Genomic DNA, 26559 nt, shown 5'->3' on the forward strand with positions numbered 1-26559 from the left:
GGTAAGTTTTGGGTATGACCGCAACGTGGATCAGCGGGCCGGTGGCACGGGAGGCTCCCGCCGCGCACCGTCCGGCCGAACACCACCCGGTCGCCTGGTACGTCGTCGCCGGAGTGCTGACGACCGGACTGCAGGAACTCCTCTTCCTCGGCGGCCGCCCGCTGCTGGGCGCCGTGACCGCGAACGTGCTCGCCATCGCGCTGACCACGCTCGCCAACACCGAGTTCCAGCGCCGCGTAACGTTCGCCGGCCATTCCGCGTCACCCGTTCGATTGCACCTGCAGTCCGCGGCGACATTCGCCTTCTACGCGGGCTACGGATCACTCGTGCTGCTTTCGCTACACCTGTTCACCACGAACCCGTCGGCCACTCTCCAGGCGGTCGCACTCGCGGCAGCGAGCGGTCTGGGCGGGATCGTCCGGTTCGCGGTACTGCGTTGGTGGGTCTTCCGCGCCCATGACCTGCGTGTTGTCACATAGCCAAGAAGTGTGTCACTTTTGCGCTTGATTGTTCATGGGTGCTCGGTTCGCGCACCTGGAGAACTCGATCGAGCGGGCTATTGCTGCGAACGGGGTATGTCTAGTTGAAATCTGGACTGCCGGGCGACCACCACTTACGATTACGCACAGTTTCATCGGGAACGGGTCGGCAGGGACCTAGAGGGAGTACCCGTTCACCGAAAGTAACAAGAAACGCGGGCCCCCGACGGCGACCGGTCGACGGGTCATCGTTGTTGTCGTTGGGGAGCCGACCATGCGAACGAGTGTCCCGCCCGTCACTGCTGGAAGATCCGAGCCCGAGGCGCCAGGGCTGACGCCCCAGGCCTTTCCTCGGGCATCACAGCGGCTCACGAAAGAAGAGCTCGACCCGGTCGTCCGCGAAGCCGCCACCGGTGAACGCGGAGCCGTGGACCGCTTGATCCAGATGATCACCCCGGTCGCCGTCCGGTACTGCCGGGCGCGGCTGGGCGGACGCGACCTGTCCTACCTCTCGGCGGACGACGTCGCGCAGGAGGTCTGCCTGGCCGTCCTGCACGCGTTGCCGCAGTACCAGGACCGGGGCGGATCGTTCCTCTACCTGGTGCACGCCATCGCGTCCAACAAGGTCGCCGACGCCTACCGCCTGGTCTCGCGGGACCGGTCGGACCCGGTCGCCGAGCTGCCGGAACGGCCGCTGGCCGACAACGAGCCGGAGAAGCACGCGCTCGACGTCGACCTCGGCGACCGGATGACCAAGCTGCTGGCCACCCTCCCGCAGCTGCAGCAGGAGATCCTGACGCTGCGGATCGCGGTCGGCCTGTCGGCGAACGAGACGGCCGAGGCGCTGGGCATCTCGGCAGGCAACGTCCGCGTCACGCAGCACCGCGCCCTGGGCAAGCTGCGAGCCATGATCACCCGCGACGGCGACCTGCTCGACTGAACCAATCCACAACCGGCTGGCGTGGCGGTGCGGGTAGCGACCCCTCCCGCCAGCCCACCACCGCCCTCAACGGGCGCGCTGCGCGTGGCTGGAGCCGTCTCGGAACCCGCGGCGGTGCGAGCTGCACGGGTGGTGAGGCGGACCGCCGCGTCAAGACGAACTAGGCCGTGCCGTAGGCCTCGTTCAGGGCGGGCAGCAGTTCGCGCGACGCGAACTCGAAGAACCCGTCCTGGTGGTCGCCGCCGATCTGGACCAGCGCCAGATCCGTGAAGCCCGCGTCGGCGAAGGCCTGGGCGCTCTTCACGATCGGCTCGGCGTCCGGGCCGCACGGGATGGCCTGCGCGACCTCGTCGGGGGTGATGAACTGGGTCGCACCGGCGAACCCGGACGTGCCGGGCAGCTCGGCGTTGACCTTCCAGCCGCCGCCGAACCAGCGGAACTGCTCGTGCGCCCGCTGCTTGGCCGCCTCCGGGTCGGGGTCCCAGCACACCGGCAGCTGCGCGTACTTGCGCGAAGAGTCCTGCCCCAGCTGGGCGCGCTCCTCGTCCCAGGCGTGCACCAGCTCGGGCTTCGGCTCGGTGGCGATCAGCGCGTCGGCCACCGGGGCGAAGCGCGTCACCGACTGCTTGCCGGACACCGCGACGCCGATCGGCGTGCGCCGCTCCGGCAGGTCCCACAACTTCGCCGAGTCGACCCGGTAGTGCTGACCCGAGTAGTTGACGTACCCGCCGTCGAACAGGTCGCCGATGATGGCGAGCGCCTCGCTCAGCATCTCGTGCCGCACGTTCACCGGCGGCCACCCGCGCCCGACGACGTGCTCGTTCAGGTTCTCGCCCGCGCCCAGCCCGAGCGTGAACCGGTCGCCCGACAGCAGGGAGATGGTCGCCGCCTTCTGCGCCACCACCGCCGGGTGGTACCGCATGAGCGGACAGGTCACGAAGCTCAGCAGCTCGACGCGTTCCGTCACCTGGGTGACCGCGCCCAGCACGCTCCACGCGTACGGGGCGTGCCCTTGTTCGTCGAGCCAGGGCGAGTAGTGGTCACTGCACACCTCGAACGCGAACCCCGCCTGCTCGGCGGCCGCCGCGTGCCGGACCAGCTCCCTCGGCCCGGCCTGTTCGGTCATCAGGGTGTAACCGAAACGCACTCCTGCTCCTTCTCAGCGCCGGCCAGCAGCTGCTTGCGCCGCGAGATCATCGCTCGCCGCTCGGTCTCGTCGAGCCCACCCCAGACGCCGAAGGGCTCTTCGGCGGTGAGCGCGTGGTGCCGGCATTCGACGATCACCGGGCAGGACATGCAGATCTGCTTCGCCCGCGCGACCCGGTCCGCCCGCGCGAAACCCCGTTCGCCGTCCGGGTGGAAGAACACCGAGCTGTCCAAGTTCCGGCAGTTGCCGTGCCTCTGCCACTCCCACGTTTCGGCAACAGGCACCGGGAGCCGTGACGTGTCCGCCATCTCGACCTCACCTCCGCGACCATCTCAGTTGCGCGCAGGACTACCCCGGTTTTTCGGCCACTACACCTGTCGGCCGAGCGCCAGCCGCTTCTCGAACCAGTGATCGGCGTACAAGCGTTGTTCAGGAGCTTCGATCTCGCGGTAGCCGTGTTTGGCGTAGAGCCCACGAGCCTCCACCAGATCGTGCCGCGTGTCCAGCCTCATCCGCTCGCAACCCAGTGCCTGAGCTGCGGTTTCGGCCGCGCGGAGCAGTTGGTCACCACCTCCCCGGCCACGCGCTCCGGGAAGGACGAACATCCGGGTCAGCTCCGCGGTCGTGACGTCGAGCACGCGGATGCCGACGCAGCCGGTCACCTCATCGTGCGACCGCGCGAGCAGGAACAGGCCCGTCGGCGGGACGAGGTCGTCGCTGGGGTCGTCGGCCATCGCGGCGTCCAGTTCGGCCACCGTCGCGGGGCGGCCGTAGTAGCGGCTGGCGACGTCGTCGAAGTAGGCGCGCAGAACGGCTTGCGCGGCCGCGTCGGTCACGGGGACCGGGTTGATCGTCCACACGGGTCCATCGTGACGGGACCGTCCAGCGGATTTCAGAGATCGGCGGCCCGCTGGTGGCGGGCCTCGTACAGGCCGACCTCCCCGCCGGGCAGGCGGAGCTCGGCGGGGGGACAGTTTCACGATGAGCCAACCGCCGCCCGCGTCGACGTGCGGCTGTCCGAGCACGCCACGCAGGAAGGCGCGGTCGGCCTCCGCGTCGTGGCTGTACAGGATCACGTGAGCGCCATTGATCATCCATCGAGCCTAGGCAGCCGTTAGGGTGGCCCGCATGGCTTACGACGTGGTCCTGTTCGGCGCGACCGGCTTCACCGGCCGGCTCACCGCGGAGTACTTGGCCCGGCACGCCCCCGACGACTGCCGGTGGGCCCTCGCCGGTCGCAGCCGCGCCAAGCTGGAGGCCGTGCGCGACGGCCTCGGGCCGAAGTTCGCCCAGCTGCCGCTCCTCTACGCCGACGTCACCGACCCCGCGTCGCTGAAAGCGGTTGCCGAATCGGCGACGGTCGTGATCACCACGGTCGGCCCCTACGTGCAGTACGGCGAGCCGCTGGTGGGCGCGTGCGCCGAGGCCGGCACCGACTACGTGGACCTGTGCGGCGAGCCCGAGTTCACCGACCTGATGTACGTCCGCCACCACGCCCGCGCCGCCGAAACGGGGGCGCGCATCGTGCACGCGTGCGGCTTCGACTCGATCCCGCACGACCTGGGCGTCTACTACACGGTCAAGCAGCTGCCGGACGACGTGCCGATCCGGGTGCGCGGCCAGGTCCGCGTCGGGGCGACGTTCTCCGGCGGCACCTACGCCTCCGCGCTCGGCGCCGCGTCCCGGCTGCTGCCGATGGCCCAGGCCGCGCGGGAACGCAAGAAGGTGCAACACCGCCCCGAGGGCCGCCGCGTGCGCGCGGTGGCCGGCACCCCGCGGCGCGACGGCGAGACCGGCCACTGGCTGGTGCCGCTGCCGACCATCGACCCGCAGATCGTCGTCGGCTCGGCGCGGGAGCTGCCCGAGTACGGGCCGGACTTCACCTACAGCCACTACGCCGCGGTCAAGCACCTGCCGGTGCTGGCGGGCGGGCTCGCCGGGCTGGGCGCGGCGGTCGCGCTCGTGCAACTGCCGCCGGTGCGCAAGGCGCTGGGCAACCTGCGCAAGCCCGGTCAGGGCCCGAGCGAGCAGCGTCGCGCGAAGTCCTGGTTCAAGGTCCGGTTCGTCGCCGACGGCGGCGGCAAGCGGGTGGTCACCGAGGTCTCCGGCGGCGACCCCGGCTACGACGAGACGGCGAAGATGCTGGCCGAGTCCGCGCTCTGCCTGGCGCACGACGACCTGCCGTCCCGCGCCGGGCAGCTCTCCCCGGCCGCCGCGATGGGCGACGCGCTGCTGACGCGGCTGAAGAACGCGGGGCTGGCGTTCCGGACGCTGCCGTCCTGAACCACCCGGACGGGGGATACCCAAAACCGAAACCCCGACCAGGCTTAAACACAGTTCAAGTCGAGCCTTACAGTGATCGCATGGCTCGACTGACGCGCGCTGAAAGTCAGGCGCACACGCGCCGCCGCCTCCTGGACACGGCGACGGAGCTGTTCCTGCGCGAGGGCTACACCGGCACCTCGCTGGAGCGGGTGGCCGAGGAGGCGGGGTACTCGAAGGGCGCCGTCTACTCCAACTTCCGCAACAAGGACGAGCTGTGCCTGGCGGTTCTGGAGGGGGTGCGAGCGGAGAAGGCGGCGTCGGTGGACGCGACCCTGGCCGGCACCGACAGCCTCGAGGAACTCCTGGCGGCTTTCGCGGTGTGGGCAGCGGGCACCGGCGGCGACCAGGAGTGGATCCGCTTGGAGGCGGAGTACCTGCTCAACTGCCGCCGCGACCCGGAGCTCCTCGGGCGGCTGGCCAAGAGCAACGCCGAGATCGCCGACCTGGTGACGGGCCTGCTGAACACCAACGCGCGGCGCCTGGGCGTGCGGCTGCCGATGGACGCCCGGCAGGCGGCTTACGCGCTGTTCAGCATCACGCTCGGGCTGGGCCTGCTGCGCTCGGTGGACCCGGGCATCGGGGTGGATTCGTTCACCTCGATCGTGCGGCTGCTGGCGCAACCGGCGGAGGTGAAGGTGCCGGAGGCGCGCTCAGCGAGCCGCGAACCGGCAGACGGGGCGGACTCGGCCACGAGCCGCGACTGACCACGACCCGCCCCGTGGCTGCGGGCCCAGCACCGCGGCTGCCAGCTGCGGCGGTCCGGCCCGCGGCACCCCCGCGAAGCGGGTGCAAGCCCCGCGGGGCCGCCAGGGCCGGCGGGGTTACCGCATGCGGCGGCCCAGCCGACGACATCACCCCCGCGAAGCGGGAGTCAGCAGCACCGGGGGCGGCAACGGCACGGGGGTCGCCGGGGCACCAGCAGCGCCGAGACCGCGGGGGCACCGCACCAACGGCGCCCCGCGGAGCAGGAGCGAGCACTGCCAGCGCCAGCACCACCAGCAGCGCCGGGGCACCAGCAGCGCCGGGGACCAGCAGCGCCGGAGCGCCAGCGGCGCCGGGACCAGCGGGACCACGGCGGCACGGCCCCGCGCGAGACCGGAATCAGCGGGGCGGCAGCGCGTGCAGCTTCACCTGCTCCAACCGCCCCGCGCGCACTCGCGCCGTCAGGTACGTGTGCTCCGGCTGGCGGCGCCGGTCCGTCGGCGAACCGGGGTTGAGCAGGCGCAATCCATTGGGCGCCACCGTGTCCCACGGGATGTGGCTGTGCCCGAACACCAGGACGTCGGCATCCGGGTAGTCCCGCGCGCACCGCGCCTCCCGGCCCTTCGCCGGGCCCGTTTCGTGCACCACCGCCAACCGCAGGCCGTCCAGCGACGCCCTGGCCACCTCGGGCAGCCGTGCGCGCAGCTCCGGGCCGTCGTTGTTGCCGTACACGCCGATCAGCCGCTTGCTGCGCTTCTCCAGCTCGTCCAGCAGCGCGACCTCCACCCAGTCGCCCGCGTGCACCACCACGTCGGCGCGCCCGACCTCTTGCCACAGCTGTTCCGGCAGATCACGCGCCCGCTTCGGCACGTGGGTGTCGGACATGACGAGGAGCTGCATGGTCACCGGTGTATCACGCTGGGCCACCCGGAGCAGGGCGCGAATCCCCTCGCCCGTAACCTTCATCCGGGTTGTCCGGATCAGGAGGGGTGAGCCTTGACGCAGGAACCCGCGTGGCCCACGTCCGACGACGAGCGGACCGAGGTCATGACCCCGGTCACCGACGTGCTGCCGAAGGTGACGCAGGAGCCGCCGCGGAAGAAGAAGTCCGCCAAGCGCGCCGCGATCATCGCCGGGTCGGTGCTCGGCGTGCTCGCCGCGCTCTACGCCGTCGACCTGCTGGTGAGCCAGGGCAACGTGCCCCGCGGGGTCACCGTCGCCGGGGTCGAGGTCGGCGGTCTCAAGCGCACCGCGGCCGAGGACAAGCTGCGGGACGAGATCGAACCGCGGCTGACGCAGACGATCCCGGTGCGCGCCGGTGACGCCACCGCCGCGATCGACCCGTCCACGGCCGGCCTCACGCTCGACTGGCCGTCCACTTTGGACCAGGCAGGCGACCAGCCGCTCAACCCGTTCACCCGCATCGCGTCGTTCTTCAGCGACCGCGAGGTCGGCGTGGTCACCCACGCGGACCAGAACAAGCTCGCCGCGGCCATCGAGGAGCTGCGCGGCCGCACGGACCGCCTCCCCGTCGAGGGCACGATCCGGTTCGAGGAGGCCCAGCCGGTCGCGGTGCCGCCGCAGCCCGGCCAGCAGCTCGACGCCGAGGGCGCCAAGAACGAGGTGCTGCGCCACTGGGCGACCGGGCAGACGCTGAACCTCCCGGTGACGACCACGCCGGTCCAGGTCTCGGCCGAGGCCGTGCAGGCCACGCTGGACGGGTTCGCCAAGCCCGCCGTGTCCACGCCGCTGGTCATCCGAGGCGAGGGCGCCACCGCGACGCTCTCCCCCGAGGCCGTGGCCGCAGCGCTGTCGTTCGAGCCGGGCGAAGGCGGCACGCTGGTGCCGAAGGTCGACCACAACAAGATCGTCGAGGCGGCCGGCCCGCAGCTCAAGTCCTCCGAGAAGGAGGGCAAGGACGCCCAGATCGTGTTCGAGGGCGGCCGACCCACGGTGCAGCCGTCGGTGGATGGCAAGGGCGTCGACTGGAACCCGACCCTGCAGCCGCTGTTCGACCTGCTCAAGGCGCCGGGCGCGCACGAACTGGTCGCGAAGTACCACACCACCCCGGCGAAGGTGACCACCGAGCAGGCCAACCAGCTCGGCATCACCGAGGTCATCGGCGAGTTCACCACGGGCGGGTTCGCCGCCGACTCCGGCGTGAACATCAGGACCGTCGCGCAGAAGGTGAACGGCGCGATCGTGAAGCCGGGCGAGACGTTCAGCCTCAACGGGTTCACCGGTCCGCGCGGCAAGGCACAGGGCTACGTCGAGGCCGGAGTGATCGAGAACGGCGCCCCGGCCCGCGAGGTCGGCGGCGGCATCTCGCAGTTCGCCACCACGCTGTACAACGCGGCCTACTTCGCCGGGCTGAAGGACGCCGGGCACAAGGAGCACAGCTACTACATCAGCCGCTACCCCGCCGCGCGGGAGGCGACGGTGTTCCAGAGCGCCAGCGGCAGCAGCGTGATCGACCTGAAGTTCACCAACGACTCCGACACCGGCGTGGCGATCCAGACGATCTGGACGCCGTCGTCCATCACGGTGAAGCTGTGGGGCACCAAGCGGTACACCGTCGAGTCGATCCCGGGGCCGCGGTCGAACTTCGTCCCGCCGCAGGAGAAGCCGGGCCCGGCGGAGAACTGCCACCCCTCCAACGGGGCGCAGGGCTTCACCACCAGCGACACCCGGGTGCTGCGGGACGCGAAGACCGGCCGCGAGGTCAAGCGCGAGACCCGCACCGTGCACTACAACCCGCAGCCGAAGATCGTCTGCCCCTGACGGGGACGTGAAAACGGGGCCGCACCGATCCGGTGCGGCCCCGTTTCGCGTCGGTCAGGAGCCGCGCTTGATCTCATCGAGCCGCACCTGGACGCCGTCCAGCACGCGGTCCACGGCGTAGTCGAACAGCTCGCCGAAGTAGTCGCGGTTCTTCGCCGGGTCGGCGAGGCGCTCGTGGACCGATTCGCTGAGCGTGGCCAGACCGGCCAGGTCCGGGTCCGCAGTCGGCTCGCCCCACCCGCTGGAGATCTGGGCCTTCACCTCGCCGGCCTTGCGCTGGTCGTCCTCCAGCGAGATGAACAGGCAGGCCTGGCTGACCAGCAGGCGGCACACCATGGCGGCCTCGTCCTGCTCGAACCCGGCGCCCAGCAGTGTCCTCATCGCACGGTCCACAGTGGGCCCGCCCGCCTCGACCGAGGGGCCGTTGAGCGCGACCCGCCGGGCCACGCCGGGGTAGCGCATGAACACCAGCCGCAGGTTGGTGAGGAACTGGCGCCACCAGGCGCGCCACTCCATCTCGGCAGGCGGCAGCTCGTACATGGCTATGACGCGGTCGACGACCGCCGTCACGACCGTGTCCCGGTCGCCCACGTGGTGGTAGATCACCGCCGGGTAGGCGTCGACCGCGCCGGCGAGCTGGCGCAGCGTCGACGACTCCACCCCGTGCCTGGCCGTCAGCTCGAGCGCCGCGTCGATGATGCGATCCGGGGTGACCGCGGGCAGCCCCGCCGCGTCACGGGAGCGCGGACGGCCGGGCACGGGAGCAGACTTCGCCATGGCGTAACAGTAGCTCCCTCGTGTTGGCGCGCCAGTCAACACCGCCGTGAATCGTGACGAAAACGGCTCGCCAAGGTGGACCGGGCCTGGGAGGCTGGACGAGCAAGCGCGTGACACCCAGGAGGTCGTATGTCCGAGAACAGTTCACCGAATGATTCGGAAGACGACGTCAAGCGCAGGTTCCGCGAAGCCCTCGAACGCAAGCAGGCGAACGCCCAGTCGTCCGGCAAGCACGACAGCGGGGGCGGCAAGGGCGGCCACGTCCACGGACACGGCCCAGCGGCCAGCAAGCGCACCTTCCGCCGCAAGAGCGGCTGACCGGACGGCGTGGGTGCCCTGACCGGCACCCACGCCGACCCGGGTCAGAGCGCGAAGGTCCGCAGGTGGTCGACCACGACGAACCGCGAGGCCGGGGACGCCACCGCCACCGCCGACCGCAGCGCGTCCAGGCCGCCCCAGTCGCGGGCCGGTTCGGTCAGCGGGTGGTCGAAGTCGTCCCAGTGCGTGGGGATCACATAGGGCGGTTGCCCGAGCACACGCAGCAGGCGGCCCACGTAGTCGGCGATCTTGCCGCCACCGGCGGGAAGCAGCACCACATCCGGACGCAGACCGTCCAGTTCCGACTCGACGTAGTTCGATCCGCCGAAGTCGATCACGCTGCCGCCGCGGGCGGAGGTCACGTGGTACGCGAGCGTTCCGCCCTCCACAAGATCCTGAATATATTTCGGTTTTGGCAGGTGGCCGAGCCCGAGACCCGGCCGCGTTCCCGGGAACGGCACCGCCGCCCGCGCGCCGGACGCCGAGTGCAGTGAGCGCAGGATCCGGATCGTGTAGCCGTCGAAGGTGAGGAACTCGCCGCCGCTCGCGACCGCCAGCTGGTCCTCCGGAGCGCCGAGCGCGGCCATCAGGTTCAGGTGCGTTTCCGTCCCGTACACGGTCGCCCCGGTTTTCCGCGCCAGGTAAGGGACATCGGTCAGGTGGTCGTAGTGGCCGTGGGTCACCAGGATGTGGTCGGCCCGCAACTCGCCGCTGTCCACGTAGTGGTCGATGAGGCCGGTGTCCACGGACAGCCGGGTCTTCGGGTCCGCCCCCTCCGGCGAGTAGGTGCCGGTGCGGAAGCGGGTCAGCCACGGGTCGATCAGGACGGTCTTCGTGGTCGTGCCGTCGGCGCTGGGCATCCGGATCTCCCAGCTGTTGTTCCCCCACCAGCGCAGCGTGAGTCCCCCGCCGGTCGCGGCACGGGCGGCCGCGGGCGCCACTCCGGCGAGTACGGCGGCGGCCCCCAGGCCCGCTCCGAACACCCCGCGCCTGCTCAGTCGATCAGTCATGGCGCCAGCCCAGCACGGAAGTGGTACGGCTGTCCAAGACCAGTCCTGGCCTGCCCTGATACGCCGGCGGATATCGTCGCAGGGTGGACCCACTGCGCGCGTTGCGCTACTTCGTCGTGGTTGCCGAAGAACTCCACTTCGGACGTGCCGCGGACCGGCTGGGCATCGCCCAGCCGCCGCTGAGCCAGCGCATCCGCAGGCTCGAGGACGACCTCGGCGCGCGGCTGTTCGAACGCGACAGCCGCCGCGTCGAGCTGACCGAGGCCGGGCAGATCCTGCTCGCCGAATCGCGTGACCTGCTGGCCCGGTGGGAGCGGATGCGCACGCTGGTCGGGAAGGCGCACCGCGGCGAGATCGACGCGCTGCGGGTCGGCGTGCCGCCGGAGCTGGCGGGGCGCGTGCTGGCCGACCTGCTCACCGAGTTCGGGCGCGCGTGCCCGGACGTGCGGCTGGACCTGCAGGAGCTGACGACGACCGAGCAGGTGCGGCTGCTGGCCGACCGCGAGCTGGACGCCGGGTTGCTCCAGCACCCGGTGGACGTCTCGGGGCTGGAACTGGGTCCGGCGGTGCAGACGCCGCTGGGGGTCGTCCTGCCGCGGGATTCGCCGCTGGCGGCCCGGTCGGAGCTGGCGCTGGGCGACCTGGCCGGGTACGGGCTGGTGCTGTTCCCGCGGGCCGCCGCGCCCGGCCTGTACGACGCGACGCTGCGGACGTGCTGGGAGCAGGGGTTCCGCCCGTCGCACGTGCGGCACGCGCGGAACCCGGAGTTCCTGCTGGGGCTCGTGTTGTCCGGGCAGGGCGTGGCGTTCGACCAGGGTCTGGTGGCGCGCAAGGAGCCGCGCGTGGTGTGGCGGCCGCTGGCGGCGGGGTCGCTGTCGTGGCGGATGTCGGTCGCCTGGCCGGCGGTGAACCCGCACCCGGAGGCCGCGCGGCTGGCGGACGTCGTGGCGGACGTGCTGGCGCGGGACGGGGTGACCACGCTCGCGCCGGTTCAGGACCCGGTGCTGCGGCCGTGGAGCGTGGTGTTCGGGCGCTCGTGAACGATCTCCTCGATCGCCGCCTTCGCGGCCTCGCCGATGGCGTGGTCGACGTCCGGCAGGCGCGATTCGAGCGTCGGGGCCTTCGTGAACACCGCGACGGCGTAGCGCTCGCCCCCGGGATATTCGGCGACGCCGATCTCGTTGCGCACCGCGAGCAGGGAACCGGTCTTCCCCCACACCCGGACCTGGGGCGGGAAGGCGGCCGTGAGGCGGTGCCAGTTGACCTGCTGGCCCATCAGCTGCCGGACCCAACCGCACGCCTCGGGCGGTCCCGCGGTGTCGCCGGCGATCGCGGCGAGCAGGGTGGTCATGTCGCGCGGGGTGCTCGCCGAGGTCCGGAGCGGGTCGAGTGCGCGGGTGGCGAAGACCTCCTCGGCGGACAGAGCAGGGAAGCGGCGGGCGAAATCGGCGGCGTCGCGGGCGCCGATGTCCTCGGCCATGGTGGCGACGACGTCGCGCGGCGAACCGATGACGCGGGTGTCCGCCAGCCCCAGCTCGCGCAGCAGCGAGCGCACGTTGTCCAGGCCGACGCGGTCGAAGAGCAGGTCGGCCGCGGTGTTGTCGCTGACCGAGAGGGCGAAGAAGGCCGCGTCCCGCAGGCTCATCTCGACGTCGTCGGCGCAGCCCGCGGTGCCGGTGCCGCCGAGCCGGTCGGCCGCGGTGACCCGCAGGCGATCGGCCGGGTCGAGCTGCCCCGCGGCGACCTGGCGGGCCAGTTCGAGGACGAGCGGAACCTTGACGACGGAGGCGAGCACGACCGGCTCGTCCGGGTGGTGACCGGTTTCGCCGCCGCAGTCGAGGCAGCGGGCGTGCAGCCAACCCCGCACGCCCGCCGCTTCGAAGATCTTCCCTGGTGTCACACGGTAAGGATGGACCGCAGCCTGCCGACCTCCGACATGCGGCGCTCCGCCAGCCGGTCGGCGGCCGTCGCCGGGGGCACGCCCTCGGCCTTGGCCAGCTCGAACACCGCCTTCGTCGTCTCGAAGATGCCCGCCGCCTTGCGCTTGGCCCGCTCGAAGTCGAAGCCGTGCAGCTCGTCGCTCACCTGGATCACGCCGCCCGCGTTGACCAGGTAGTCCGGCGCGTACAGCACGCCCCGGTCCTCCAGCGACTTCTCGATGCCGGGGTGGGCGAGCTGGTTGTTCGCGGCGCCGCACACGATCTCGGCGCCCAGCTCGGGCACCGTGGTGTCGTTGAGCGCGCCACCGAGCGCGCACGGCGCGAAGACGTCGAGCGGCATCCGCAGCAGCGTGGCGTTGTCCTCGACGACCTCGACCGCCGGGTGGGCGGCCTTCACGCGCTCGACGGCCGCCTGCGACACGTCGGTGACCGACACCCGGGCGCCGGCCTCGACGAGGTGCCCGACGAGGATGTGCCCCACCTTGCCGACGCCGGAGACGCCGACGTGCCGGCCGGCCAGGTCCGCGCTGCCCCACCGGAACTCGGCGGCGGCGCGCATGCCCTGGAACACGCCGAACGCGGTCAGCACCGAGGAGTCGCCCGCGCCGCCGTCGTCGCGGGAGCGGCCGGTGACGAAGCGGGTCTCGCGGGCGATGACGTCCATGTCGGCGACGTAGGTGCCCACGTCGCAGGCGGTGTAGTACCGCCCGCCGAGCGACTGGACGAACCGGCCGTAGGCGCGCAGCAGCGCCTCGGTCTTGGTGGTCGCCGGGTCGCCGATGATGACGGCCTTGCCACCGCCGAGGTCGAGCCCGGCGAGGGCGTTCTTGTAGGCCATGCCCTTGGACAGCGCGAGGACGTCGTCGAGCGCGTCGCTTTCGCGGCTGTAGGGGTAGAAGCGCGTGCCGCCGAGGGCGGGGCCGAGCGCGGTCGAGTAGATCGCGATGATCGCCTTCAGGCCGGTCGCCTGGTCCTGGCAGAACACGACCTGTTCGTGACCGCTTTCGCGGCCGAACACTCCATCCGTCACGGTGGTGACTCCTCATCTGCGACCCGTCCGGCGACGTTCGTGGCGCCGCGGAGGGGTACCGGTTGTGGGTGGAGCTCCCGGGAAGGTCGTTCCCGTCGGCTCGTGAGGAGAAACTTAGCGTTCTTCGGGCGAAAAGCCATGGGAAGATCGGGCGATGCACGTGCGCACCGGTGGTTCCGACGGACCGACCCTGCTCGCCCTGCACGGCCTCGGCGCGACGGGGGCGGTGTGGAACGGGCTGGTCGAGCGGTGGCCGGGCCGCTGGATCGTGCCCGACCTGCCCGGCCACGGCCGGTCGGAACCGCTCCCCCGGTATTCGTTCGGGGCGCTGGCCGCCGCGGTCGCCGAGGTCGTGCCTGCCGGGACGACGGTGGCGGTGCTGGGGCACTCCCTCGGCGGGGTGGTGGCCCTCACCCTGGCGAGCGGTTGGTTCGGGGTGCGGGTGAGCGGGGCTTGCGGACTCGGCATGAAGGTGCGCTGGAGCGACGAGGAGCTGGCGCGGGCCGCCGACCAGGCCGGGCGGCCGGCGAAGGTGTTCGGCTCCCGCGACGAGGCCGTGGCGCGGTGGCTGAAGGTCTCCGGCCTGCACGGCCTGGTGCCCGCGGACTCGCCGATCGTGGACAGCGGGCTGGTGGAGGGCTCGGCGGTGGCTGAACACGCGCCGGGCGGGGGCGCGCCGACCGCTGGCCGCGAGCGCACCGAGGGTTGGCGGCTGGCGCTGGACCAGGCGGCGTTCGGGGTGGGCGCCCCGGACCTGGACGGCCTGCTGGCGGCGGCACGAGCGCCGGTGATCCTGGCGGCCGGCGAGCACGACCCGATGTGCCCGGCCGAGCACCTGCCGGACGGCGCGGTGATCCTGCCGGGGCTGGGGCACAACGCGCACGTCGAGGACCCCGCCGCGCTGGACCCGCTGCTGGCCCGCCTGCGCGACGCCTGACCGCCCGGGACTGGCCAACTCGCCACGTTGAACAGCCAACCCGCCGCGCCCGGCGAGTCCCGGTGCCGCGCCCGGTGAGTTCCCCAGCCCGGCGAGTTCCCCGGTGCCGCGCCGGGCTGGTCGTTCGCGGCCGCTACAGGTCGGCGCGCACCGCCCACAGGTCCGGGAACAGCGGCTTGAACAGCGTCCCCCGCAGGTACTTCGCGCCGGACGAACCGCCCGTGCCCGCCTTGTCGCCGATCGTGCGTTCGACCATCTTCACGTGCCGGTACCGCCACTCCTGCACGCCCTCGTCCAGGTCGACCAGGTGCTCGGCCACCGTGGCCGGCCCGCCGTCGTCCGTGTAGACCCCCAGCAGCAGCTTCCGGCGGTCGCCGCTGACGTCGTAGCCGTGCACCGACAGGTAGGTCAGGAACGAGTCGAACAGCGACGGGCGCGCCATCGCCGCCGCGATCCGCTTCCGCGCCGGGCTGTCCTCGGGGTAGTGCGCGACCATCCCCGGGTCGCGACGGCCCAGCACCGCCTCCAGCTCCCGGAACTGCGCCGACTGGAACCCGCTCGCCGCGTCCAGCCGGGTGCGGAAACTGGTGAACTGGCTCGGCGTCATCGTCTCCAGCACGTCGATCTGCGCGACCACGACCTTCAGGATGGTCAGCACCCGCCGCAGGGTGCGGATCGCGTGCGCGGTGTCGCCGGCTTCGAGCCTGGCCTGCAGGTGCGCCAGCTCGTGCAGCATCTGCTTGAACCACAGCTCGTACACCTGGTGGATCACGATGAACAGCAGCTCGTCGTGTTCCTCCGACCGCGGGTGCTGCGCGGCCAGCAGGTCGTCCAGCGCCAGGTACGACGTGTAGGTCAGGGACGCGTGCTCGCCCGAGGTCACGGCAGCCCCGCCAGCGAGTCGGCGAGCGCGGACTCGGGCAGCTCGTTGTCGGTCATCCGCCCGGACAGGTACGCGGCGTAGGCGGGCAGGTCGAGGTGCGCGTGCCCGCACAACGCGGTCAGGATCGCCTTCTCCTCCCCGGTTTCTTTGCAGCGCAACGCTTCTTGGATGCAGGCCGCCAGCGCGTGCGTCGGCTCGGGCGCCGGGATGATGCCCTCGGCGCGGGCGAACCGCACCCCGGCCGCGAAGCACTCCTGCTGCCCCACCGCGAGCGCCTCGACCAGGCCCAGCTCGTAGATGTGCGACAGCAGCGGCGCCATCCCGTGGTAGCGCAGGCCGCCGGCGTGGATCGGGTCCGGGATGAAGTCGTGCCCCAGGGTGTGCATCTTCAGCAGCGGCGTCAGCCCGGCCGTGTCGCCGAAGTCGTAGGCGTACCGGCCGCGCGTCAGCGACGGGCACGCGGCGGGCTCGACCGCGCGGATCACCGGGTCGATCCGCCCGGCCAGCTTCTCCCGCAGGAACGGGAACACCAGCCCGCCGAAGTTGGACCCGCCGCCGGTGCAGCCGACGATCACGTCCGGCGTGTCGCCGGCCTGCGCGAACTGCAGCAGAGCCTCCTCGCCGATCACCGTCTGGTGCAGCAGGACGTGGTTGAGCACGCTGCCCAGCGCGTACCGGGTGTCCGGGTCGGCGGCCGCCTGCTCGACGGCCTCGCTGATCGCGATGCCCAGGCTGCCGGTCGAGTCCGGGTCCGCGTCCAGCACGGCGCGCCCGGCCGCGGTCTCCTTCGACGGGCTCGGGTGCACCGTCGCGCCGAAGGTCTCCATCATGATCTTGCGGTAGGGCTTCTGGTCGTAGGAGGCCCGCACCTGCCAGACCTCGCACTCCAGCCCGAACGTCGCCGACGCGAACGCGAGCGCGCTGCCCCACTGCCCGGCGCCGGTCTCGGTGGTCAGCCGCCGGATACCTTCCGCCGCGTTGTAGAACGCCTGCGGCACGGCGGTGTTCGGCTTGTGCGAGCCGACCGGGCTGACGCCCTCGTACTTGTAGTAGATCCGGGCCGGCGTGCCGAGCGCCTTCTCCAGGCGCCGCGCCCGGTACAGCGGCGATGGCCGCCACAGCCGGTAGACGTCCAGCACCTCGCCGGGGATGTCGACAAAGCGATCTTGAGTGACTTCCTGGCCGATGATCGCCTGCGGGAACAGCGGCGCGAGGTCGTCCGGCCCGACCGGCTCGCGCGTGCCGGGGTGCAGCGGCGGGGGCGGCGGCTCCGGCAGGTCGGGGATCACGTTGTACCAGGTCGTGGGCAGGTCCGACTCGTCGAGCAGGTACTTCGTGCGACCGGTCATCGGATGCACCTCCCTCGTGGCGGCTCCCCCAGCTTGGCTCGCGATGGCGTTCAATGGAAGACGTGCGCAGGACCATCGACTGGGTGAACGGTGCCGTCGAGATCATCGACCAGGTAGCCCTGCCGGGCGAGTACCGGACGCTGCGGCTGACCACCGTGGACGAACTGATCGACGCGATCCGCAGGCTCGCCGTGCGCGGCGCGCCCGCTCTCGGCGGCGCCGGGGCGCTGGGCACGGCGCTGGCGGCCTTCGCCTCCGACGACCCGGCGGCGGTGCGCGCGGACGCCGAGCGGCTGGCCGCCGCCCGGCCCACCGCGGTCAACCTGAGCTGGGGCGTGTCCCGCGCGCTGGCCCGGCTCGGCGACGGTCCCGACGCCGTCCTCGCCGAGGCGCTCGCCCTGCTCGACGAGGACGAGCGGCTCAACCACGAGGCCTCCGCCCGCGCCACCGAGCTCATCCTGGAGAAGTGCCCGCGCCGCCCGCTGCGCCTGCTCACGCACTGCAACGCCGGGCGGCTGGCGACGGTCGGGTGGGGCACCGCGCTCGGTGTGGTGTGGCACCTGCAGGCGGCCGGGCGTCTGGAGTACGTGCTCGCCGACGAAACCCGCCCGCTGCTGCAGGGCGCGCGGCTGACGGCGTGGGAGCTCACCGAGGCCGGCGTGCCGCACCGGGTCCTGCCGGATTCCGCGGCGGCCGCGGCGATGGCGCGCGGGATGGTCGACTGCGTCGTAGTGGGCGCGGACCGGATCGCGGCCAACGGCGATGTGGCGAACAAGATCGGCACCTACGGCCTGGCGATCGCCGCCGCGCGGCACGGGCTGCCCTTCGTCGTCGTGGCGCCATCGTCCACAGTGGATCCGGAATTGGAATCGGGCGAATCCATCGTCATCGAAGAACGGGCGCCGGAGGAGATCACCACCATTTCCGGCATTCCGGTCGCACCGCCCGGGACGAATGTGTTCAACCCGGCGTTCGACGTGACTCCGGCGGAGCTGATCACCGCTGTGGTCACCGAAAAGGGGCCGATGGCGCCCTGAATTCCGTTTGCCGGGTTCCCGACTTTCTTCGGTAACCTGGTAACGAATTCGCTGACGCGCTGGCTTTTCCCGGACGCGGTTCTAATGTCTGCGCAATGCGAAGAGCATTGACTGTTGTCGCGTCGCTGGCGCTGGCGGGTGGTGTGCTCGTGCCGGGCACCGCCGCCGCGCAGGGACGCGCGGTGATCCCGCTGTCCCACCCGCTGTGGGCGACCCCGCAGGCCAAGGTCGCCGAGTCCGCCCCGTCCGCGAAGCTCAGCTTCCGGGTGTACCTGACCACGCGCGACCAGGCCGGCGCGGACGCCACCGCCCGCGCCGTGTCCGACCCGTCCAGCCCGTCGTTCCGCCGGTACCTGACGCCGGACCAGGTGCGCGACCGGTTCGCCGCGACCGACGAGACGCTCGGCGCGGTGCGGAACTGGTTGTCCGGCAGCGGGTTCAGCATCGGCGAGGTCCCCGCCAACCGCGCCTACGTCGAGGCGACCGGGACCACCGGCCAGGTCGAGCAGGCGTTCGGCGTGGACCTGGCGCGCTACCGCGTCGACGGGCAGGTGCTACGGGCCGCGGACCGGGAACTGTCGGTGCCCGCCGCGTTGTCCGGGGACGTGCTCGGCGTGATCGGCGTCGACCAGGCCGGCGCGCTGATGAAGCCGGACACGACGGACGGATCGCCCGCGGACGTGCCGCCGTCCGACGGTTTCCGCAACGCGCAGCCGTGCAGCGCCTACTACGGCGAGAAGACCGACACCACGGACCCGGCCTACAACGGGCAGCAGCGGCCGTACGCGCCGTGCGGCTACACGCCCGCGCAGCTGCGGTCGGCCTACGGGCTGGACGGGGTGCGGGCGGACGGCAGCGGCACCACGGTGGCCATTGTGGACGCTTTCGCCTCGCCGACGCTGTACGCCGACGCCGCCGAGTACGCCAGGCGCAACGACCCGGCACACCCGCTGCGGCGGTCGCAGTTCGCGGAGAAGGTGTTCCCCGCCAACGTCGACCAGGAGCCGCCGGACCAGTGCGACGCGGCCGGCTGGTACGGCGAGCAGACCCTGGACGTCGAGGCCGTGCACGCGATGGCGCCCGGCGCGAAGATCCTGTACGTCGGCGGGTCCGACTGCCAGGACTCCTCGCTCGACGAGGCCCTGAACTGGATCGTCGCCGGGCACGAGGCCGACATCATCTCCAACTCCTACGGCGACGCGGGCGAGGACATCCCGGCCGCCGAGGTGCGGGTGTGGACGCAGATCGCGCAGCAGGCGGCGATGGAGGGCATCGGCGTTTACTTCTCCTCCGGCGACAACGGTGACGAGGCAGCCAGGCTGGGCAGCCCGTCGGCGGACTTCCCGGCGTCGGACGCCTGGGTGACCGCGGTCGGCGGGACGAGCCTCGCGGTCGGCAAGGACGGCCGGACGTTGTTCGAAACCGGTTGGGAGACCGGCAAGAGCACGCTGACCGGCGGGACGTACGGCCCCGCCGCGTACACGTCCGGTTCGGGCGGCGGCACCAGCGTGCTGTTCGACGAGCCGTTCTACCAGCGGGGTGTCGTGCCGGACGCGCTCGCGGCGCAGAACCAGCGCGGCAAGGCGAAGGGCCGCGTGGTGCCCGACATCTCCGCGCTGGGCGACCCGAACACCGGTTTCCTGGTCGGGCAGACGCAGACCTTCCCCGACGGCGTGTACTACGACCAGTACCGGATCGGCGGCACCAGCCTGTCGTCGCCGCTGGTGGCCGGGATCATGGCGGTGTCGGACAGCCTGACCGGGTTCCACCACGGGTTCGTCAACCCGGTGATCTACCGGGCCGGTGGCACCCCGGCGATCAAGGACGTGCGCCACGTGGACGGGGCGGTGATGCGGGTCGACTACGCGAACTCGGTGGACGCGAGCGGCGGCCTGATCACGTCGGCGCGTGAGCTGGACTGGCCGGGCCTGACGATCCACACGACACCCGGGTACGACAACGTGACCGGGCTGGGCGTGCCGAACGGCTTGGCGTTCCTGCTCCTGCCCTAGCGGGTGACCGTGGCGGCCACCGAAAACCGGTGGCCGCCACGGTTATCTTCGGTGCGTGGCACACGAGATGGTTACGGTCTGCCTGCCCTCGGACGCCCACCGGGACCTGCGAGCCGCGCTCGACGAGGCGATGTCGCCGTTCGCGGACGGCGAGTGGGACCACTGGTGGCTCGGCCGGTCCGGTGACGTGTTCGACGTGCTCCCAGGTCACGGGAACGATCCGCGCCTGGTCCGGGCGGCGGTGGACGCGCGCGGCGAGCCCCGCGAGTGGACTCCCGGCACGTGCGACGGTGGTCCCCGCGGGTTGCTCGACTTCGCGGGCATGCGCACGCGCGCCGCGCGGAGGGCGTTGGAGCCCGACCCGTGGATTCCGTTCGCCAGGCGGGTTCCGGACCGGGCGGTCGCCACCGAGAACCTGCTGTCCCTGAACGGCTCGTGGATCTGCCACGACGACCAGGTGCCTGTGGCCGGCACCGGGTACTTCGAGTACGCCAACTCCTACCTCGACGACCTCGCCCCGGAGGCGATGGTCGTCCGGCTGCGGATCCACTGCTGACCGTGGCGACCACCGAAAACCGGTGGCCGCCGCGGTTATCTTCGCTGCGTGGGACTACCGACGGCGGAGACCGAAGAGCAGTTCGAGGCACTGAACCCCCAGGACCTCGCCACCGGCGTCGAGGCGCTGGCCCGGCGGCTCGGGATCCGCGGCGAGGTGAGCCGGTTCGCGACCGGGTCGCTGCCGGTCTACGCGTGTGGCGACGGGCTGGTCCTCAAGCTCTACCCGCCCGCCTACCCGGCCGACTTCGCCACCGAGAGCCGGGTGCTGCGGGTCGTCGACGGTCGCTTGCCGGTCGCGACGCCGCGCGTGCTGGACACCGGCGAGCTGGACGGCTGGCGGTACCTGCTGATGACCCGCCTGCCCGGCGTGCCGCTCGGCGAGGTGCCGGTCGCCGAGCAGATCCGGCTGGCGCCCGCGCTCGGCGCGGCGCTGGCGGCGCTGCACGCACTGGACGTCCCGGACCTGGGGCCGTCCAGCTGGGCCGGGTTCGTCACCGAGCAGGCGGCGTCGGCGGTGACGCGGCAGCCGGCGCTCGACCAGGTGTGGGCCCGGCAGATACCGTCCTTCCTGGACTCCGCCGACCTGGGATCGCCGTCGCCGGTGCTGCTGCACACCGAGGTGATGGCCGAGCACGTGCTGGCCGTCCCCGACGGCGGCGGGTGGCGGCTGTCCGGGTTGTTCGACTTCGAGCCCGCCATGCGCGGCGCCCCCGAGTACGAGTTCGCGGCGATCGGGATCTTCGTGACCCGCGGCTCGCCCGAGTACCTGCGCGCCCTCCTGGACGGGTACGGCCTCGTCCCGGACGACGACTTTCCCGCGCGCTGCCTCGCCTACCTGCTGCTGCACCGCTACTCGAACCTCGCGTCCTACTTCAAGCACATGCCGGCACCGGCGGAACCGACGCTGGAGGCGCTGGCTCACGCCTGGTGGCCGGTCAGCGGTGCGCTTTCAAAAACCGCTGCAACAGCGCGCTGAACAAGGCGGCGTGCGTGACCGGCGGGGTGTGCGCCACGCCGTCCAGGACCTCGACCGGCTCGGCGGCCGGCAGCACGGCGGCGAGAGCCACCCCGGCCTCCGGCGGGATCGCCAGTCCGCGCTGTCGTGCACCACCAGCGCCGGCGCGGTGATCTCGCCGAGCCGGCGCGCCACGCTGTCCGCGCCCATCAGCACACCCACCGCACGGCTCAACCGCTCGCCCGGTTGCCGTCCCAACCGCGGCAGCCAGTGTGCTTCCACTGCGCGCGAACCCAGGAACAGTTCCAGCACCGCCGAACCGGCGGCAAAACCGTCCCGGATCTGCGCCATCTGCGCCAGCGCCGGGGAACGCGTCCGCGGCGGTGTCGACCAGGGTCAAGCTCGCCACCCGCTCCCCGGCGAGCAACGCGGCCCGTAGCGCGGTGAAGCCGCCCTGGGAGTGCCCGACCAGGTGCGCGGCGGGCACGTCCAAGCGCGTCGAGGACGCCCAGCGCGTCGCGTGCGGCGTCCCGAGCGGCGGAACCGTCGAGCTGCGGCGGTTCCCGGAGACCGGCGTGCTGCGCGGGCCGGTGCGCCGCCAGCCGGTCCGCCCGGACTTCCACGTCACCGGGCTGGTCACCCGCGGCACCGGGCGGCACGCCGTGGACTTCCGCGCGGAGGCGCTCAGCGAGGGCAGCGTCGGCGGCCGTGGAGGCGGACCACGCCCGGCGGCACCACGTGCGCGACTACGAGCAGGCGGTCCACGCCAGCGCGCGCACCATCGACCGGGTGGTCCGGCGGGCCAGGGGCATGAGCGCCAAGCGGTTCCTCGACGAGCGGATCGTCCTCGAAGCTCGGCGGCGGCTGGCCACGACCGACACCACGGTCGCCGCGCTGGCCGCCCAGCTCGGCTTCACCGAGGCGACGAACTTCGTCAAGTTCTACCGCCGGCTGACCGGCACCACCCCGCGCGCCCCCTGATCACAGCAGCCCGGCCTCGGACGCCTTCCCGATCGCCTCCACACGGTTGCGCGCCCCCAGCTTGTGCAGCGCGGACTGCAGGTACGTCTTCACCGTGTTCCGCGTCAGCCCGGTCGTCTCCGCGATCTCCGGGTTCGTCTGCCCCTGCGCGGCCAGCCGCAGCACCTCGTACTCGCGGCGGGTCAGGCCGCTGCGCGCCAGCGCGTCCGAGCGTGACGAGTGGTCCGGCATGATCCGCGGGTCGACCACGCGCTCCCCGCGCAGCACCCGCCGCAGCGCGGACACCAGGTCGGTGCCCGCCACGTCCTTGAGCAGGCACCCGTTGGCGCCCGCGTCCAGCGCGGCCAGCAGCCCCTGGTGGTCGCCGTGCGCGGTGAACACCACGATGCGCCCGGCGGGGTGCACCTGGCGCAGCCCGGCGATCACCTCCGGCGCGAGCATGTCCGGCAGCCGCAGGTCGAGCAGGATCAGGTCGGGCCGCAACTCGCCGACCCGCAGCAGCGCGACCCGCCCGGACTCCGCGCTGCCGATCAGCTTCAGCGACGGCTCGGCCCGCAGCAGCAGGGTGACCCCGTCGCGGACCACGGGGTGGTCGTCGACCACCAGCACCGTCGCCGTCATGGCACTTCGGGCACCCAGGCCCGCAGGGTGCAGCCGCCGTCCTCGTCGCGGACGAGGCTCACCCGCCCGCCCAGCCGCGCGGCCCGCTCCGCCAGCGAGCGCAGGCCCATCCCGGTGCCGGGCGAGTCCTCGGCGTCCTCGCCGGTGCCGTCGTCGGCGACCACAACCTGCACGCCGCCCCCGCTCGGCCCGAGGCTCACCACGACCGAGCAGGCCCGCGCGTGCTTCTCGACGTTGAGCAGCCCCTCCCGCACCGCGCACACCAGCAGCGCGGTGCGCTCGGCGTCCAGCGGCCGCACCGGGGCGAGCTGCACGAACCGGGCCGGCAGCCCGCAGCGCGCCTCGAACGAGCGGCAGTGCTCGGCCAGCTCGACCGGCAGCGCCCGTTCCGGTGTGGACTCCGACAGCGACAGCAACGACTCGCGCAGCGCCCGGGAGGCCGCCGACACGTCACCTTCCAGGCGGCACAACCGGCCCTCCAGCACCGGATCGCCCGCCACGTCCTGGTGCAGGTTCCGCACCTGCACGCCGATCGAGAACAGCAGCGCCCCGACCGAATCGTGCAGCGCGCTCTGCATCCGGCGCCGCTCGGCGGAGATCGCGTCGGCGCGGTCGGACTCGGCGACGCCGGCCAGTTTGAGCGCGAACGCCGCCTGGTCGGCGATGCCCTCCAGCCGCCGCACCGCGTCGTCGCCGAAGTCGGCGGGCTCCCGCATCGCGGCGTAGGCGATGGCCAGCGTCTCCGGTTTGCCGCGCACCCGGCTGATGATCGGGACGGTCAGCAACGCGGCGAGCCCCTCGCCCGCGACCTGGGCGTCGAACTGGTGCGTGATCGTCGGCGCCCGCAGGTAGTCCGACACCTTCACCGGCTTGCCGGACGCCAGCACCCGGCCGCCGACGCCCTGGCCGGTGGGCACCACGAGGTTCTGGATCGCGTCGGTCCGGTTGCCGGCCATCCACCGGATGACGGCGGTGCCGGGCCGCTCCAGCTCACCCACGAACGCGGCGTGCACGCCCAGTGACTCCCGGATGAGGTGCGCGGTGCCCTGCAGGGCTATCACCCGGTCGAGGGTCCCGAGCAGGCCCTCGCGCTCGCGCAGCAGCTCGTCGAGCACGTTGCTGTGCTCGACGGCACGGTCCGCGGCGACGCGCTGCTCTGCGGTCACGCGCCCACAATCGCACATCCGCTCCAATCCGGACATCCCCTCTTGGAGAGGGCACGGTTGGGCAAAAGTCCGGCATACCTCTCCAAGTGGGGGTGTCGGACCGGCGAGGGCCGATCAAGGATTGCCGCCACCGAGAGTGACGCCCGTCACGCGATCGGAGGAGGTGTGCGCCCCCGGTGTTGAACGTCCGAGACCTGCACGTCCGCTACGGCCGCTCGGTCGCCGCGCTGCACGGCGTCGACCTGGCGGTCCCCGACGACGGGGTCCTCGCCGTCCTGGGCAGCAACGGCGCGGGCAAGTCCACCCTGCTCCGGACGATCTCCGGCACGCTCAAGCTGCACCGCGGCGTCGTCACACGCGGTGAGGTCCGGCTGGGCGAAACGCGGATCGACCGGCTCGACCCGGCGGCCATCGTCCGGCTCGGCGTGGTCGGCGTGCCGGAGGGCCGCCAGATCTTCACCCGCATGTCCGTCGACGAGAACCTGCGCGCCGGCGGCATCGCCGTGTCGCCGGAGCAGCGGGTCAAGGCCCGCAAACGCGTGCACGAGCTGTTCCCGGTGCTGGGCGAGCGCGCCCGGCAGCGCGCCGGGCTGCTCTCCGGCGGCGAGCAGCAGATGCTCGCGATCGGACGGGCGCTGATGTCCACCCCGCAGGTGCTGCTGCTCGACGAACCGTCGCTCGGCCTCGCGCCGAAGGTGGTCGAGCAGATCAGCGGCATCATCCGCGAGATCCACGCCCAGGGCACCTCGGTGGTGCTGGTCGAGCAGAACGCGGTGATGGCGCTGAACGTCGCCGACCACGCCGTCGTGCTGGAGGTCGGCACCGTCGCGCTCGCCGGGCGCTCCGACGAGCTGTCCCGCAGCGAGGACGTCCAGCGCCTGTACCTGGGCGGGCACGCGGAAACCCAAGTCGCCGAGGCCGACGCCGGGCCGCGCAAGCACTTCCTGTCGAGGTGGGCCGGATGATCCCGGAACTGCGCGTCGAGCACCTCACGCTCCGCTTCGGCGGGCTGACCGCGCTGGACGACGTCTCCTTCACCGTGGTGCCCGGCTCGCTGCACGCCCTCATCGGGCCCAACGGCGCCGGGAAGTCCAGCTGCTTCAACGTGATCAGCGGGCTGTACCGCGCCACCGAGGGCCGCGTGCTGCTCGGCGACACGGAGCTCACCGGCATGCGGCCGCACAAGATGGCGAAGCTCGGCATCGGCCGGGCCTTCCAGAACGCGGCGCTCTCGCCCGGATCGACCGTGCTGGACAACGTGATGCTCGGCAGGCACGCCCTCACCCGCGGCGGGTTCCTGGAGTGCGCCCTGCGCGCGCCGTGGACGGTGCGCGCCGAGCGCAAGCACACCGAACGGGCCAAGGAGATCTGCGACTTCCTCGGCATCGGCAGGCTGCTGCACACGCCGGTGGCCGCGCTGCCCTACGGGCAGGTCAAGCGCGTGGACATCGCCCGCGCGCTGGCCGTGGAACCGGTGCTGCTCCTGCTGGACGAGCCGGCCGCGGGCATGAACGCGGCGGAGACCGCCGACCTGGCGGCCACGATCCACGACGTGCGTGACGAGCTGGGCATCTCGATCCTGCTGGTGGAGCACGACATGGGCCTGGTGATGGGCATCGCGGACCGGGTCACGGTGCTCGACTTCGGCCGCCGCATCGCCGACGGCCCGCCGAACCAAGTGCAGAACGATCCGGAGGTCATCCGGGCATACCTGGGAACGGAGGCCGCGTAGATGGACACGTTCCTGCAACTGGCGGTGAACGGCCTCGGCAAGGGCGCGGTCTACGCGCTCCTCGCGCTGGGGTTCGTGATCATCTTCAAGTCCACCGAGGTGATCAACTTCGCGCACGGCTCGCTGGTGCTGTTCGGCGGCTACCTGGTCGTCGCCACGCGCGAATCGCTGGGCTGGGTGGGCGCGTCGCTGGTCGGCATCGTCAGCGCCGGGCTGCTGGCACTGGTGGTGGAGCGGCTGCTGCTGTCCCGCACGAAGCTGGCCGATCCGAACAGCCTCGCGCTGCTCACGATCGGGATCGACGTGATCGTGACCGAGGAGATCGTGCGGCGCCTCGGGGTCGGCGTGCCGTTCCTCGGCGAGGCGTGGGACGCCAAGCCGATCCAGGTCGCCGGCATCACGCTGTTCCGCACGCACCTGGTCGCGATGCTCGTGGCCGCGGTGCTGATCACCGCGTTCTACCTGGCGTTCAAGTTCTCCAACTGGGGTGTCGCGATGCGCGCCCAGGCGGAGAACCGCGAGGCGGCCGCGTTGATGGGCATCCGCAGCCGCCAGGTGACCGCCACCGCGTGGCTGGTGGCCGGCCTGCTCGCCGGGGTCGCGGTGCTGTTCCTGGCCACCCAGGACTTCTCCGGCGCTGGCCTGTCCCGCGGTACGCACTCGATCGCGCTCGCCGCGTTCCCCGCCGCCATCCTCGGCGGGCTCGACTCGACCGCGGGCGCGATCGTCGGCGGGCTGGTCGTGGGGCTCGTCGAGGCCCTGTCCGCGGAGTACATCTCGTTCGACTTCTCCAAGAGCGCGGTGTTCCTGGTGATGCTGCTGGTGCTGGTGCTCCGGCCGTCCGGGCTGTTCGGAACGAGGGAGATAACCCGTGTCTGA

29 protein-coding genes are annotated in these 26559 nt (G+C 72.1%); 16 read left to right on the forward strand and 13 right to left on the reverse strand.

Annotated elements, in window-relative coordinates; translation table 11 throughout:
* Positions 1 to 14 precede the first annotated feature (14 nt).
* Both L2C96_RS10320 and shbA read left to right on the forward strand, forming a co-directional pair.
* Complete coding sequence (locus L2C96_RS10320; RefSeq protein WP_237335990.1) at positions 15 to 479, forward strand: GtrA family protein; 465 nt, start codon at positions 15 to 17, stop codon at positions 477 to 479.
* Between the two features lie 274 nt (positions 480 to 753).
* Positions 754 to 1419 carry an RNA polymerase sigma factor ShbA gene (gene shbA / locus L2C96_RS10325; RefSeq protein WP_237335991.1) on the forward strand — a complete coding sequence of 222 codons (666 nt, stop codon included), beginning with the start codon at positions 754 to 756 and terminating at the stop codon, positions 1417 to 1419.
* 160 nt (positions 1420 to 1579) lie between these two features.
* On the opposite strand, the gene L2C96_RS10330 is transcribed toward shbA, so the two are convergent.
* The 3 genes from L2C96_RS10330 to L2C96_RS10340 are packed head-to-tail and all read right to left on the reverse strand — an operon-like array spanning position 1580 to position 3426.
* Positions 1580 to 2566, reverse strand: a complete 987-nt coding sequence (locus L2C96_RS10330) for a TIGR03557 family F420-dependent LLM class oxidoreductase (protein ID WP_237335992.1) — start codon at positions 2564 to 2566, stop codon at positions 1580 to 1582.
* Complete coding sequence (locus L2C96_RS10335) at positions 2545 to 2874, reverse strand: WhiB family transcriptional regulator (protein WP_020421721.1); 330 nt, start codon at positions 2872 to 2874, stop codon at positions 2545 to 2547. Before L2C96_RS10335 ends, L2C96_RS10330 begins: the two co-directional genes overlap by 22 nt.
* Before the next feature lie 60 nt (positions 2875 to 2934).
* Positions 2935 to 3426: a GNAT family N-acetyltransferase gene (locus tag L2C96_RS10340; RefSeq protein ID WP_237335993.1), complete on the reverse strand. Its 492-nt coding sequence runs from the start codon at positions 3424 to 3426 to the stop codon at positions 2935 to 2937.
* A 268-nt stretch (positions 3427 to 3694) separates the two neighbouring features.
* On the opposite strand from L2C96_RS10340, the gene L2C96_RS10345 reads away from it, so the two are divergent.
* Both L2C96_RS10345 and L2C96_RS10350 read left to right on the forward strand, forming a co-directional pair.
* Positions 3695 to 4849: a saccharopine dehydrogenase family protein gene (locus L2C96_RS10345; RefSeq protein ID WP_237335994.1), complete on the forward strand. Its 1155-nt coding sequence runs from the start codon at positions 3695 to 3697 to the stop codon at positions 4847 to 4849.
* Between the two features lie 80 nt (positions 4850 to 4929).
* On the forward strand, positions 4930 to 5595 hold the full coding sequence (locus tag L2C96_RS10350) for a TetR/AcrR family transcriptional regulator (protein WP_237335995.1): 666 nt from the start codon (positions 4930 to 4932) through the stop codon (positions 5593 to 5595).
* A 397-nt stretch (positions 5596 to 5992) separates the two neighbouring features.
* Here L2C96_RS10350 and L2C96_RS10355 read toward each other — a convergent pair whose 3' ends face one another.
* Positions 5993 to 6493 (reverse strand): metallophosphoesterase family protein, encoded by a 501-nt coding sequence (locus L2C96_RS10355; RefSeq protein WP_027936404.1) that lies wholly within the window; start codon positions 6491 to 6493, stop codon positions 5993 to 5995.
* A 96-nt stretch (positions 6494 to 6589) separates the two neighbouring features.
* On the opposite strand from L2C96_RS10355, the gene L2C96_RS10360 reads away from it, so the two are divergent.
* Entirely contained in the window at positions 6590 to 8374 is a 1785-nt protein-coding gene (locus L2C96_RS10360) for a VanW family protein (RefSeq protein WP_237335996.1), read from the forward strand.
* A 54-nt stretch (positions 8375 to 8428) separates the two neighbouring features.
* Here L2C96_RS10360 and L2C96_RS10365 read toward each other — a convergent pair whose 3' ends face one another.
* Complete coding sequence (locus L2C96_RS10365) at positions 8429 to 9151, reverse strand: TetR/AcrR family transcriptional regulator (RefSeq protein WP_237335997.1); 723 nt, start codon at positions 9149 to 9151, stop codon at positions 8429 to 8431.
* Positions 9152 to 9280: 129 nt separating this feature from the next.
* Here L2C96_RS10365 and L2C96_RS10370 point away from each other — a divergent pair, with 129 nt between their 5' ends.
* Positions 9281 to 9469, forward strand: coding sequence for a DUF5302 domain-containing protein (locus tag L2C96_RS10370; protein ID WP_020421728.1), 189 nt, complete (start codon positions 9281 to 9283; stop codon positions 9467 to 9469).
* Positions 9470 to 9513: 44 nt separating this feature from the next.
* Here the strand turns inward: L2C96_RS10370 and L2C96_RS10375 are convergent, their stop codons facing one another.
* Positions 9514 to 10479, reverse strand: coding sequence for an MBL fold metallo-hydrolase (locus L2C96_RS10375; RefSeq protein ID WP_237335998.1), 966 nt, complete (start codon positions 10477 to 10479; stop codon positions 9514 to 9516).
* 83 nt (positions 10480 to 10562) lie between these two features.
* On the opposite strand from L2C96_RS10375, the gene L2C96_RS10380 reads away from it, so the two are divergent.
* Positions 10563 to 11519, forward strand: coding sequence for a LysR family transcriptional regulator (locus L2C96_RS10380; protein ID WP_237335999.1), 957 nt, complete (start codon positions 10563 to 10565; stop codon positions 11517 to 11519).
* On the opposite strand, the gene L2C96_RS10385 is transcribed toward L2C96_RS10380, so the two are convergent.
* Positions 11471 to 12379: a serine hydrolase gene (locus L2C96_RS10385; RefSeq protein WP_237336000.1), complete on the reverse strand. Its 909-nt coding sequence runs from the start codon at positions 12377 to 12379 to the stop codon at positions 11471 to 11473. The two genes, L2C96_RS10380 and L2C96_RS10385, sit on opposite strands and share 49 nt — an antisense overlap.
* On the reverse strand, positions 12376 to 13449 hold the full coding sequence (locus tag L2C96_RS10390) for a Glu/Leu/Phe/Val family dehydrogenase (protein ID WP_027936407.1): 1074 nt from the start codon (positions 13447 to 13449) through the stop codon (positions 12376 to 12378). Before L2C96_RS10390 ends, L2C96_RS10385 begins: the two co-directional genes overlap by 4 nt.
* A 154-nt stretch (positions 13450 to 13603) precedes the next feature.
* On the opposite strand from L2C96_RS10390, the gene L2C96_RS10395 reads away from it, so the two are divergent.
* The gene (locus L2C96_RS10395; protein WP_237336001.1) at positions 13604 to 14386 is read left to right on the forward strand and encodes an alpha/beta fold hydrolase; all 783 of its coding nucleotides are present in this window, start codon (positions 13604 to 13606) and stop codon (positions 14384 to 14386) included.
* Positions 14387 to 14519: 133 nt separating this feature from the next.
* On the opposite strand, the gene L2C96_RS10400 is transcribed toward L2C96_RS10395, so the two are convergent.
* Together L2C96_RS10400 and L2C96_RS10405 are read right to left on the reverse strand one after the other, a co-directional pair.
* Complete coding sequence (locus L2C96_RS10400) at positions 14520 to 15269, reverse strand: tryptophan 2,3-dioxygenase (RefSeq protein ID WP_237336002.1); 750 nt, start codon at positions 15267 to 15269, stop codon at positions 14520 to 14522.
* The gene (locus tag L2C96_RS10405) at positions 15266 to 16618 is read right to left on the reverse strand and encodes a TrpB-like pyridoxal phosphate-dependent enzyme (RefSeq protein ID WP_020421735.1); all 1353 of its coding nucleotides are present in this window, start codon (positions 16616 to 16618) and stop codon (positions 15266 to 15268) included. Before L2C96_RS10405 ends, L2C96_RS10400 begins: the two co-directional genes overlap by 4 nt.
* 53 nt (positions 16619 to 16671) lie before the next feature.
* Between L2C96_RS10405 and mtnA the strand changes: the two genes are divergently transcribed.
* The 4 genes from mtnA to L2C96_RS10425 all read left to right on the forward strand — a co-directional run bounded on the left by mtnA (position 16672) and on the right by L2C96_RS10425 (position 21201).
* Positions 16672 to 17655 (forward strand): S-methyl-5-thioribose-1-phosphate isomerase, encoded by a 984-nt coding sequence (gene mtnA, locus L2C96_RS10410; protein ID WP_237336003.1) that lies wholly within the window; start codon positions 16672 to 16674, stop codon positions 17653 to 17655.
* 95 nt (positions 17656 to 17750) lie between these two features.
* Positions 17751 to 19667 carry a S53 family peptidase gene (locus tag L2C96_RS10415; RefSeq protein ID WP_237336004.1) on the forward strand — a complete coding sequence of 639 codons (1917 nt, stop codon included), beginning with the start codon at positions 17751 to 17753 and terminating at the stop codon, positions 19665 to 19667.
* Positions 19668 to 19722: 55 nt separating this feature from the next.
* A complete protein-coding gene (locus L2C96_RS10420; protein WP_237336005.1) occupies positions 19723 to 20223 on the forward strand; it encodes a hypothetical protein in 501 nt (166 codons plus the stop codon).
* A 48-nt stretch (positions 20224 to 20271) separates the two neighbouring features.
* Entirely contained in the window at positions 20272 to 21201 is a 930-nt protein-coding gene (locus L2C96_RS10425) for an aminoglycoside phosphotransferase family protein (RefSeq protein ID WP_237336006.1), read from the forward strand.
* Here L2C96_RS10425 and L2C96_RS45310 read toward each other — a convergent pair.
* Positions 21161 to 21829 (reverse strand): alpha/beta fold hydrolase, encoded by a 669-nt coding sequence (locus L2C96_RS45310; protein WP_372491195.1) that lies wholly within the window; start codon positions 21827 to 21829, stop codon positions 21161 to 21163. The genes L2C96_RS10425 and L2C96_RS45310 overlap by 41 nt on opposite strands.
* A gap of 59 nt (positions 21830 to 21888) precedes the next feature.
* Between L2C96_RS45310 and L2C96_RS10430 the strand changes: the two genes are divergently transcribed.
* A complete protein-coding gene (locus tag L2C96_RS10430) occupies positions 21889 to 22161 on the forward strand; it encodes a helix-turn-helix domain-containing protein (protein WP_237336007.1) in 273 nt (90 codons plus the stop codon).
* Here L2C96_RS10430 and L2C96_RS10435 read toward each other — a convergent pair whose 3' ends face one another.
* Together L2C96_RS10435 and L2C96_RS10440 are read right to left on the reverse strand one after the other, a co-directional pair.
* The gene (locus L2C96_RS10435) at positions 22162 to 22782 is read right to left on the reverse strand and encodes a response regulator (RefSeq protein ID WP_020421741.1); all 621 of its coding nucleotides are present in this window, start codon (positions 22780 to 22782) and stop codon (positions 22162 to 22164) included.
* Positions 22779 to 23966, reverse strand: a complete 1188-nt coding sequence (locus L2C96_RS10440; protein ID WP_272882324.1) for a GAF domain-containing sensor histidine kinase — start codon at positions 23964 to 23966, stop codon at positions 22779 to 22781. Before L2C96_RS10440 ends, L2C96_RS10435 begins: the two co-directional genes overlap by 4 nt.
* A gap of 158 nt (positions 23967 to 24124) precedes the next feature.
* Between L2C96_RS10440 and L2C96_RS10445 the strand changes: the two genes are divergently transcribed.
* From L2C96_RS10445 to L2C96_RS10455, 3 genes are read left to right on the forward strand one after another with little or no spacing between them, the layout of a single operon-like run.
* Entirely contained in the window at positions 24125 to 24913 is a 789-nt protein-coding gene (locus L2C96_RS10445; RefSeq protein ID WP_237336008.1) for an ABC transporter ATP-binding protein, read from the forward strand.
* The gene (locus tag L2C96_RS10450) at positions 24910 to 25680 is read left to right on the forward strand and encodes an ABC transporter ATP-binding protein (RefSeq protein WP_020421744.1); all 771 of its coding nucleotides are present in this window, start codon (positions 24910 to 24912) and stop codon (positions 25678 to 25680) included. Before L2C96_RS10445 ends, L2C96_RS10450 begins: the two co-directional genes overlap by 4 nt.
* Positions 25681 to 26559 carry a branched-chain amino acid ABC transporter permease gene (locus L2C96_RS10455; protein ID WP_020421745.1) on the forward strand — a complete coding sequence of 293 codons (879 nt, stop codon included), beginning with the start codon at positions 25681 to 25683 and terminating at the stop codon, positions 26557 to 26559.

The sequence above is a fragment of the Amycolatopsis tucumanensis genome, assembly GCF_021654135.1.
GTDB lineage: Bacteria > Actinomycetota > Actinomycetes > Mycobacteriales > Pseudonocardiaceae > Amycolatopsis_E > Amycolatopsis_E tucumanensis.

Coding starts and splice junctions, on each gene's coding strand:
- L2C96_RS10320 (WP_237335990.1), top strand. CDS start 15: ATGACCGCAACGTGGATCAGCGGGCCGGTGGCACGGGAGGCTCCCGCC.
- shbA (WP_237335991.1), top strand. CDS start 754: ATGCGAACGAGTGTCCCGCCCGTCACTGCTGGAAGATCCGAGCCCGAG.
- L2C96_RS10335 (WP_020421721.1), bottom strand. CDS start 2,874: ATGGCGGACACGTCACGGCTCCCGGTGCCTGTTGCCGAAACGTGGGAG.
- L2C96_RS10345 (WP_237335994.1), top strand. CDS start 3,695: ATGGCTTACGACGTGGTCCTGTTCGGCGCGACCGGCTTCACCGGCCGG.
- L2C96_RS10350 (WP_237335995.1), top strand. CDS start 4,930: ATGGCTCGACTGACGCGCGCTGAAAGTCAGGCGCACACGCGCCGCCGC.
- L2C96_RS10355 (WP_027936404.1), bottom strand. CDS start 6,493: ATGCAGCTCCTCGTCATGTCCGACACCCACGTGCCGAAGCGGGCGCGT.
- L2C96_RS10365 (WP_237335997.1), bottom strand. CDS start 9,151: ATGGCGAAGTCTGCTCCCGTGCCCGGCCGTCCGCGCTCCCGTGACGCG.
- L2C96_RS10370 (WP_020421728.1), top strand. CDS start 9,281: ATGTCCGAGAACAGTTCACCGAATGATTCGGAAGACGACGTCAAGCGC.
- L2C96_RS10375 (WP_237335998.1), bottom strand. CDS start 10,479: ATGACTGATCGACTGAGCAGGCGCGGGGTGTTCGGAGCGGGCCTGGGG.
- L2C96_RS10395 (WP_237336001.1), top strand. CDS start 13,604: ATGCACGTGCGCACCGGTGGTTCCGACGGACCGACCCTGCTCGCCCTG.
- L2C96_RS10405 (WP_020421735.1), bottom strand. CDS start 16,618: ATGACCGGTCGCACGAAGTACCTGCTCGACGAGTCGGACCTGCCCACG.
- mtnA (WP_237336003.1), top strand. CDS start 16,672: ATGGAAGACGTGCGCAGGACCATCGACTGGGTGAACGGTGCCGTCGAG.
- L2C96_RS10415 (WP_237336004.1), top strand. CDS start 17,751: ATGCGAAGAGCATTGACTGTTGTCGCGTCGCTGGCGCTGGCGGGTGGT.
- L2C96_RS10435 (WP_020421741.1), bottom strand. CDS start 22,782: ATGACGGCGACGGTGCTGGTGGTCGACGACCACCCCGTGGTCCGCGAC.
- L2C96_RS10440 (WP_272882324.1), bottom strand. CDS start 23,966: ATGTGCGATTGTGGGCGCGTGACCGCAGAGCAGCGCGTCGCCGCGGAC.
- L2C96_RS10450 (WP_020421744.1), top strand. CDS start 24,910: ATGATCCCGGAACTGCGCGTCGAGCACCTCACGCTCCGCTTCGGCGGG.
- L2C96_RS10455 (WP_020421745.1), top strand. CDS start 25,681: ATGGACACGTTCCTGCAACTGGCGGTGAACGGCCTCGGCAAGGGCGCG.